The sequence below is a fragment of the Mycobacterium sp. THU-M104 genome, assembly GCF_049197365.1.
Taxonomy (GTDB): Bacteria; Actinomycetota; Actinomycetes; order Mycobacteriales; family Mycobacteriaceae; genus Mycobacterium.
Window position 1 is genome coordinate 1 of record NZ_JBMIOP010000179.1, and the last position, 7,646, is coordinate 7,646.

5 protein-coding genes, 2 pseudogenes and 1 riboswitch are annotated in these 7,646 nt (G+C 71.4%); of the genes and pseudogenes, 6 read left to right on the top strand and 1 reads right to left on the bottom strand.

Annotated features, from left to right (window positions below; genetic code table 11):
- The 3 genes and pseudogenes from ACOJVU_RS14320 to ACOJVU_RS14330 all read left to right on the top strand — a co-directional run.
- Positions 1-152: pseudogene (locus tag ACOJVU_RS14320) on the top strand (exodeoxyribonuclease III); the annotation flags it as partial.
- A gap of 182 nt (positions 153-334) precedes the next feature.
- Entirely contained in the window at positions 335-769 is a 435-nt protein-coding gene (locus tag ACOJVU_RS14325) for a hypothetical protein (protein ID WP_421530379.1), read from the top strand.
- Positions 770-2,490: 1,721 nt separating this feature from the next.
- Positions 2,491-4,623, top strand: a pseudogene (locus ACOJVU_RS14330) (cation-translocating P-type ATPase); the annotation flags it as partial.
- Here the strand turns inward: ACOJVU_RS14330 and ACOJVU_RS14335 are convergent.
- Positions 4,586-4,870: an Rv1535 domain-containing protein gene (locus tag ACOJVU_RS14335; protein WP_421530382.1), complete on the bottom strand. Its 285-nt coding sequence runs from the start codon at positions 4,868-4,870 to the stop codon at positions 4,586-4,588. The pseudogene ACOJVU_RS14330 and the gene ACOJVU_RS14335 sit on opposite strands and share 38 nt — an antisense overlap.
- A 63-nt stretch (positions 4,871-4,933) precedes the next feature.
- Here ACOJVU_RS14335 and ACOJVU_RS14340 point away from each other — a divergent pair, with 63 nt between their 5' ends.
- The 3 genes from ACOJVU_RS14340 to thiD form a co-directional block, all read left to right on the top strand.
- On the top strand, positions 4,934-5,209 hold the full coding sequence (locus ACOJVU_RS14340; RefSeq protein WP_421530383.1) for a hypothetical protein: 276 nt from the start codon (positions 4,934-4,936) through the stop codon (positions 5,207-5,209).
- A gap of 80 nt (positions 5,210-5,289) precedes the next feature.
- A riboswitch (TPP riboswitch) is annotated at positions 5,290-5,400 on the top strand.
- Positions 5,393-7,036 (top strand): phosphomethylpyrimidine synthase ThiC, encoded by a 1,644-nt coding sequence (gene thiC, locus ACOJVU_RS14345; protein WP_421530380.1) that lies wholly within the window; start codon positions 5,393-5,395, stop codon positions 7,034-7,036. Its footprint overlaps the riboswitch before it by 8 nt.
- A gap of 1 nt (position 7,037) precedes the next feature.
- Positions 7,038-7,646: bifunctional hydroxymethylpyrimidine kinase/phosphomethylpyrimidine kinase (gene thiD, locus ACOJVU_RS14350; protein ID WP_421530381.1), on the top strand; the 609-nt coding region annotated here is incomplete at its 3' end.

The following is a 7,646-nucleotide window of genomic DNA, read 5'->3' on the forward strand; positions in this document are numbered from 1 at the left end:
TTCCCAAGAGGCAGGGCATGCGCATCGACTTCATCCTCGCCTCGCCGGCGTTGGCGGGCCGGGTGAGCGCCGCGCAGATCGTTCGCGAGGAACGCAAAGGCAAAGGGCCCAGTGACCACGCCCCGGTGCTGGTGGATGTGCGCGACCAGTGAGGCCGGAGCAGCATGGGAATTCCCGCCCGGCCGCTCGTTGTCATGCGCCGGCCAGTAGCGCGGCGGGCATTTGTTTGAAAAGATGGTGGGAAAATTTTGTGCCGCTGTTTACTTTCCGTTCCACGGGTATACAGGCGACGTCAACCGGTCGCCGCGAGGACGACCAGAGATCAGGAGCCACCATGAGTGTCGTCGGCGGGGCAGCCCGAAGCCTAGGCAACACCGTCAACCGTGCGGCCGATGCTGCCACCGCCGCCGCGGGCGCCGTGGGCGGCGCGGCGGTAAACGGGATCGTCGGGGGCGTCACGGGTGCCGCCGAGGGCATCAAGCGCGGTGTCAGCTCGGGCAGCCATTCCACCCCGGCGGCGGCGCTGGCCATCGGTGCGCTCGGGGTGGCCGGCCTGGTCGAGTGGCCGGTGCTGCTGGCCGTGGGCGGGGGTGCGCTGCTGCTACACCGGATGCACCGCAAACCCGAACCGCCACCGAAGACGAACCTGACGCCGGTGCCGGGGGATGCCTCGCCGAAGAAGGCGGTGCCCCAGAACGCGGCCAAACCGGCGGCCAAGAAGACCGCCGGGCGCCGGGCAGGCGCAAGCGAACTGCGCAGCACCAACTAGTCGGGATCCCTTGAGCAGCCCTTGAGCAGCCCTTGAGCATTGTCGTATCTCCTGTTCGAATACCGCTGCGCGTCCTGGTCGCCGGAGTCCGCACCACCACGGCTCTGGCCGGCGCCTGCCTGAACGTCGCGGCCATTCCGCTGCGCGAGGGTGTCCGGGCGATCTGGGCCGACCTGCCCCGCCCGACATCCGCCGACGCCGCGGTTCCCGTCGCGCAGCCGCCCGCCGACGGTGGGGTGCCGGTGATCAGCGCCGTAACAGTGGCCGCCAACGCGGCCGGGCTGGGCATCGCGCTGACCGGCCGCGCCCTGCACTGGCCGCGGGCCCCGATCGGGGTGCTGGCCGGCGTCGTCGCGGTCGACTACCAGCCCTGGCTGCGACGGCTGATCGAGAACGCCATCGGCCGGCCCGCGACGGACACCGCGCTGACGCTGGCCGCGGTGGCCGCCGAGACCGTGACGCAGTCTCCGGGTTCGTTGGCGGTGGGTCTGCTCATGCAGTCGCTGCGGACCGCCGAAAGTCACGCCGAGGCGCGGGTCTGGCGCCGGTACGAAGCGTCATTGGCGCGGGGTGCTGACCGGCCCGCGCGGCAGACGCGGCCCCCCGGGCGCCCGAGTGGCCCGGCCCGCCGTTTCGCGTTGATGCAGGCTGCCAGCGCCGGACTGATCGGCGCCACCACCCGCAGCGCGCACCTGGCCGCAACCGCGGTGCTGGTGACCACACCCAAGGCGACGCGCACCACACCCGAGGCCTTCGCCGCGGCGCTGGGACGAGGGCTGGCCGATCGGCACGCGGTGTTGACGCTGCGGCCTGACGCACTGCGTCGGCTGGATCGCGTCGACGCCATCGTCATCGACCCCCGGGCGCTGTGCACCAGCGACGTTCAGGTGGCGGGCGAGCCCGATCCCGCGGTCGAGGACCTGTTCCGTGGGGCCCACGCTCCGCTGGCGTCGGCGGTGGTCGCCGAGGCCCACCGGTCGGGGGCCGACCTGGTGTCGATCGACGTGGACATGCTGGGCGAGTTACGGCACGCGTTCGACGACCTCCGGCTGCCGAACGGCCGATCCCTCGACGACGCGCTGGCCGCCACGGTCGCCGAGCTGCAGAGCGCGGGCCGCACGGTGGCCGTGCTGTCCACGCCGCAGGGCCGTGCCCTGGCTGCCGCCGACGTGGCGGTGGGCCTGCTGCCGCACCAGGACACCGATCCGCTGCCCTGGGAGGCCGACCTGCTGGTGCCCGACCTGGCGGCGGCGTGGCGGGTGCTGCTCGCCCTTCCTGCGGCCAGGCTCGCCGCCCGGCGCGGCGCCGGGATATCGGCCGGCGCCACGGCCATGGGATCGCTGTTGATGATCCCCGGTGTGCGCGGTCTGGGGCCGGGCCCGATCAGCACCGGCGCGGCGGCGGGGCTGCTGTCGGGTTACCTGCTGGCGCGCGGGATCGTCGGCGCCGAGGAGCCCCGCCCCGGATCGGTCTACGACTGGCACGCGATGTCGGCGCAGCAGGTCCGCGCGCTGCTGCCCCCGCGCGCGCCGGAGCCGGCCGCCGACGTCACCGCAAAGGCCGACACCCCGGCGCGCACGTTCCTTCAGTTTCTCGACGCAGTCCGCGCCGAGTTGACCGACCCGCTGACACCAGTGCTGGCGCTGGGCTCGGCGGCCAGCGCGGTGCTCGGATCGCCCGTCGACGCGGTGCTGGTCTTCTCGGTGCTGACCGCGAACTCCATGCTGGCGGCCAGCCAGCGGCTGCGCGCCGAGAACCGTCTGAAACAGTTACTGGCGCAACAGATTCCACCTGCCCGCAAGGTGCTGACGGGGCCCGACGGGCAGCGGGCCCACACCGATGTCATCGCCGCGCAGCTGCAGCCCGGCGACCTGATCGAGGTGCGCACGCACGAGGTGGTGCCCGCCGACGCCCGGATCGTCGAGGAGAACGACGTCGAGGTCGACGAGTCGACACTGACCGGTGAGTCGCTGTCGGTGCACAAGCAGGTCGAGGCCACGCCCGGCGCCTACCTCGCCGAGCGCCGCTGCATGCTCTACGCGGGCACCACGCTGGTGACCGGCACCGCCATCGCCGTCGTGACCGCCGTCGGTGCCGACACCCAGGAGCGCCGCGCCGCCGAGCTGGTGTCCGCCGACATCTCCTCTGACGTGGGCCTGCAGCACCAGCTCAGCCGGCTCACCAACCGTGCCTTCCCGGTCAGCGTCACCGGCGGCGCAGTGGTCGGCGCACTGGGGATGCTGCGGCGCGCAGCCCTGCGCGAAGCGGTCGCCAGCGGAATCGCGATCGCCGTGGCCGCGGTCCCCGAGGGCATGCCGCTGGTGGCGACCCTCGCCCAGGCGGCGTCGGCGCGGCGGCTGACAAAATTCGGCGCGCTGGTCCGCGTGCCACGCTCGGTGGAGGCCCTGGGCCGCATCGACGTGGTGTGTTTCGACAAGACCGGCACGCTCAGCGAGAACCGGCTGCGCGTCGCGGAGGTCCACCCGGCGCCGGGACACTCCCGCGAGACGGTCCTGCGCTGCGCCGCGCACGCCGCCCCCGCGTCCAACGGCGACCCGCACGCACACGCCACGGACGCCGCCATCGTGGCTGCGGCAGCCGACGCCCTGGGGGCCCCGTCGGCGCTGCCGGCGCCCGACGCACACCTACCGTTCCGGTCCGGCAGGTCGTTCTCGGCCTCGGTCACCGGTGGCGAGCTCACCGTAAAAGGGGCCCCCGAGGTGGTGCTGGCTGCCTGCGACACCCCGGACCCCGAGCACGAGGTCGGCGAGCTGGCCGCACGCGGACTGCGGGTCATCGCGGTCGCGCGGCGAGAGCTCAGCCCGCAGCAGGCGCGGCAGATCCGCGACGACCCCGATGGCATCGCCGAACTCTGCACACACGGATTGACCCTGGCCGGGTTGCTCGGCCTGTCCGACACGCCGCGCTCCGAGGCCGCCGACCTGCTGGACCAACTGCGGCGGCAGCAGGTCGGCGTCAAGCTGATCACCGGCGACCACCCGATCACCGCCACGGCCATCGCCACCGAGCTGGGGCTGCCGGTGAGCGCCGACCAGGTGATCAGTGGCGCCGAATGGGATGCCCTGTCGCGCAGAGACCGGGAACGTGTCGTGACCGAGCGGGTGATCTTCGCGCGGATGACACCGGAGAACAAGGTCCAGGTCGTGCAGACGCTGGAAGCCGGCGGCGTGCGGTGCGCGATGGTCGGCGACGGCTCCAACGACGCGGCCGCGATCCGCGCCGCCACCGTCGGCATCGGCGTCGTCGCCGGCGGCAGCGACCCGGCGCACCTGGCGGCCGACGTCGTGCTGGTCGACGCCCGCATCGAGGCCCTGGTGCACGCCATCGACGAAGGACGACAACTCTGGCAGCGGGTGCAGTCGGCGGTCTCGGTGCTGCTCGGCGGCAACGCCGGCGAGGTCCTCTTCGCGATCATCGGCAGCGCGCTGACGGGCACCTCGCCGCTGAACACCCGGCAACTGCTGCTGGTCAACATGATGACCGATGCGTTGCCGGCCGCGGCGCTTGCCGTCAGCAAGCCCAGGAGCCCCGCCGACCGGGGGCTACGCGGCCCCGACCAGCCCGCGCTGTGGCGCGCCGTCGCCATCCGCGGCACCACCACCGCCGCCGCGGCGACGGCGGCCTGGGCGATGGCCCGGGCCACCGGCCTGCCCCGACGCGCCTCCACCGTTGCGCTGGTGGCCCTGGTGGGCGCCGAGCTGGGCCAGACGCTGCTGGAATCCCGCGCTCCGCTGGTCGTGCTCACCACGGTCGGGTCGATGACCACGATGGCGACCCTGATCAGCATCCCGGCGGTCAGCCAACTGCTCGGCTGCACTCCGCTGGGTCCGCTCGGATGGGCGCAGGCTCTGGGAACCGCCGCTGCCGCGACGGTCGCCCTGGCCGCGGTGAACCGTGTTGCGGCGACATGGGGCAGCCCGGGCAGCCAGCCGCCGCCGACTGCCGACGCGCCGGTTCGGACCGGACAATCTCCACAATCCCCGCGCGCCACAGCAGCGCGTACAAATGCCTCAGGGGCACGGCGAGAGCCGAAGCAACCGGCGAAACCAACGGGTCTGCCGGAGTCTCGGTCCTCGACATGACCCCGACGGTGGCCGGGCGACCCGGCGGGGCGGGAAACTCCTCGTTACAGAAAGGCAAATGATGGCGGAAAAGAAGGCGCTCCGGGGAACGTCCCAACACGACGCGGTTCAGAAGATCCGCGAGGGCGAGACGTTCGCCGTGAACCTGCCGATAATGGGCCAGGTGGAGATCCCCCGCCCGGAGCAACTGGCCTACTACGGCGGGCTGGCCGCCCTCGCCGCCTTCGAACTCATCGACTGGCCGGTTGCCCTCGTCATCGCCGCCGGCCACATCATGGCGAACAACCACCACAACCGGCTGCTGGAGGAACTCGGCGAAGCCATCGAGGAGGCCTGATCGGTTTCTCCCAGCTGCCCCGCCCGCCGACGTACCGGACGGGTCCGGGCGGGGGTAACCTCGCGTGGGGGTCGCTCAACAGAACACACCGCGGGAGCTCACGACCAGTGCGCTGAGAGGACGGCTCGGGGCCGTCGACCGTACGAACCTGACCGGGTAATGCCGGCGTAGGGAGATGACAGGATGACCACAACCATCGAACCGTCCGTGACGACCGGCCCGATCGCCGGCAGCGGCAAGGCCTATCTCGACGTGGCGGCGCCCGACGGCGGGGCCACTCTGCGGGTTCCGCTGCGGCGGGTCGACCTGTCCACCGGGGAACACTTCGACCTCTACGACACCTCCGGCCCCTACACCGACCCCGCCGCGGTGATCGACCTGGCGGCCGGCCTGCCCGCGCGGCCCGGCGTGGTCCGCGACCGCGGGACTCAGCTGCAGCGGGCCCGCGCCGGCGAGATCACCGCGGAGATGACTTTCATCGCCGCCCGCGAGGGCATGTCCGCCGAACTGGTGCGCGATGAGGTTGCGCGCGGCCGCGCCGTGATCCCGGCCAACCACAACCATCCCGAGAGCGAGCCGATGATCATCGGCAAGGCGTTCGCGGTGAAGGTGAACGCCAACATCGGCAACTCGGCGGTGACCAGCTCGATCGCCGAGGAGGTCGACAAGATGGTGTGGGCAACCCGCTGGGGTGCCGACACCATCATGGACCTGTCCACCGGCAAGAACATCCACGAGACCCGCGAGTGGATCCTGCGCAACTCCCCCGTGCCAGTCGGCACGGTGCCCATCTATCAGGCGCTGGAGAAGGTCAACGGAGATCCGACCGAGCTGACGTGGGAGATATACCGCGACACCGTCATCGAGCAGTGCGAGCAAGGCGTGGACTACATGACCGTGCACGCCGGCGTGCTGCTGCGGTATGTGCCCCTGACCGCCAAGCGGGTCACCGGCATCGTGTCCCGGGGCGGCTCCATCATGGCGGCCTGGTGTCTGGCCCACCACACGGAGTCGTTCCTGTACACCAACTTCCAGGAACTCTGCGACATCTTCGCCCGCTACGACGTCACCTTCTCCCTGGGCGACGGGCTGCGGCCCGGTTCGATCGCCGACGCCAACGACGCCGCGCAGTTTGCCGAGCTGCGCACCCTGGGCGAGCTCACCAAGATCGCCAAATCCCATGGCGCACAGGTGATGATCGAAGGCCCCGGCCACGTACCCATGCACAAGATCGTCGAGAACGTGCGGCTGGAAGAGGAGCTGTGCGACCAGGCCCCGTTCTACACGCTGGGCCCGCTGGCCACCGACATCGCGCCGGCCTACGACCACATCACTTCGGCGATCGGGGCGGCGATCATCGCCCAGGCCGGTACCGCGATGCTGTGCTACGTCACCCCCAAGGAACACCTCGGGCTGCCGGACCGCAAGGACGTCAAGGACGGGGTCATCGCCTACAAGATCGCCGCGCACGCGGCCGACCTGGCCAAGGGCCATCCCCGCGCTCAGGAGCGCGACGACGCCTTGAGCACGGCGCGCTTCGAGTTCCGCTGGAATGATCAGTTCGCGCTGTCGCTGGACCCCGACACCGCACGCGCCTACCACGACGAGACGCTGCCCGCCGAACCTGCCAAGACCGCGCACTTCTGCTCGATGTGCGGCCCGAAGTTCTGCTCGATGCGCATCACCCAGGACGTCCGGGACTTCGCCGCCGAGCACGGTCTCGAAACCGAGGAGGACATCGAGGCCATGCTGGCCGAAGGCATGGCCGAGAAATCCCGAGAGTTCGCCGAGCACGGCAAGCAGGTGTATTTGCCGATCACGCAGTGACGTGAACTATCTGCCGCTGCCGGCGTCGGGAACCACCCCGCGCCGCGTGCTGACCATCGCGGGATCGGACTCCGGGGGCGGCGCGGGGATTCAGGCCGACCTGCGCACCATCGCTCTGCTCGGCGTGCACGCCTGCGTCGCGGTCACCGCGGTCACCGTGCAGAACACGTTGGGGGTCAAAGACTTTCACGCAGTTCCCGATGACGTCGTCGCCGGCCAGATGGAGGCCGTGGTCAGCGACATCGGAATCCAGGCCGCCAAGACCGGGATGCTGGCCTCGGCGAACATCGTCGGCGCGGTGGCCGCCACCTGGCGCCGGCTCGACCCGGCGGTCCCGCTCGTCGTCGACCCGGTGTGCGCCTCCATGCACGGCGACCTGCTGCTGGCGCCCGCGGCCCTGGATTCCCTTCGTGAGCAACTGTTCCCACTCGCCACGCTGGTGACCCCGAACCTCGACGAGGTGCGCCTGCTGGTGGGCGTCGACGTGATCGACGAGGAGTCGCAGCGCGCGGCGGCGAAGTCGCTGCACGCGCTGGGCCCGCGGTGGGTGCTGGTCAAGGGCGGGCACCTGCGGTCCTCGGGGCGCAGCTGCGACCTGCTCTACGGAGGC

What these genes read in the sequence shown, in the direction of transcription:
- ACOJVU_RS14325 (WP_421530379.1), top strand. Translation starts at nt 335, where the DNA reads ATGAGTGTCGTCGGCGGGGCAGCCCGAAGCCTAGGCAACACCGTCAAC.
- ACOJVU_RS14335 (WP_421530382.1), bottom strand. Translation starts at nt 4,870, where the DNA reads ATGTCGAGGACCGAGACTCCGGCAGACCCGTTGGTTTCGCCGGTTGCT.
- ACOJVU_RS14340 (WP_421530383.1), top strand. Translation starts at nt 4,934, where the DNA reads ATGGCGGAAAAGAAGGCGCTCCGGGGAACGTCCCAACACGACGCGGTT.
- thiC (WP_421530380.1), top strand. Translation starts at nt 5,393, where the DNA reads ATGACCACAACCATCGAACCGTCCGTGACGACCGGCCCGATCGCCGGC.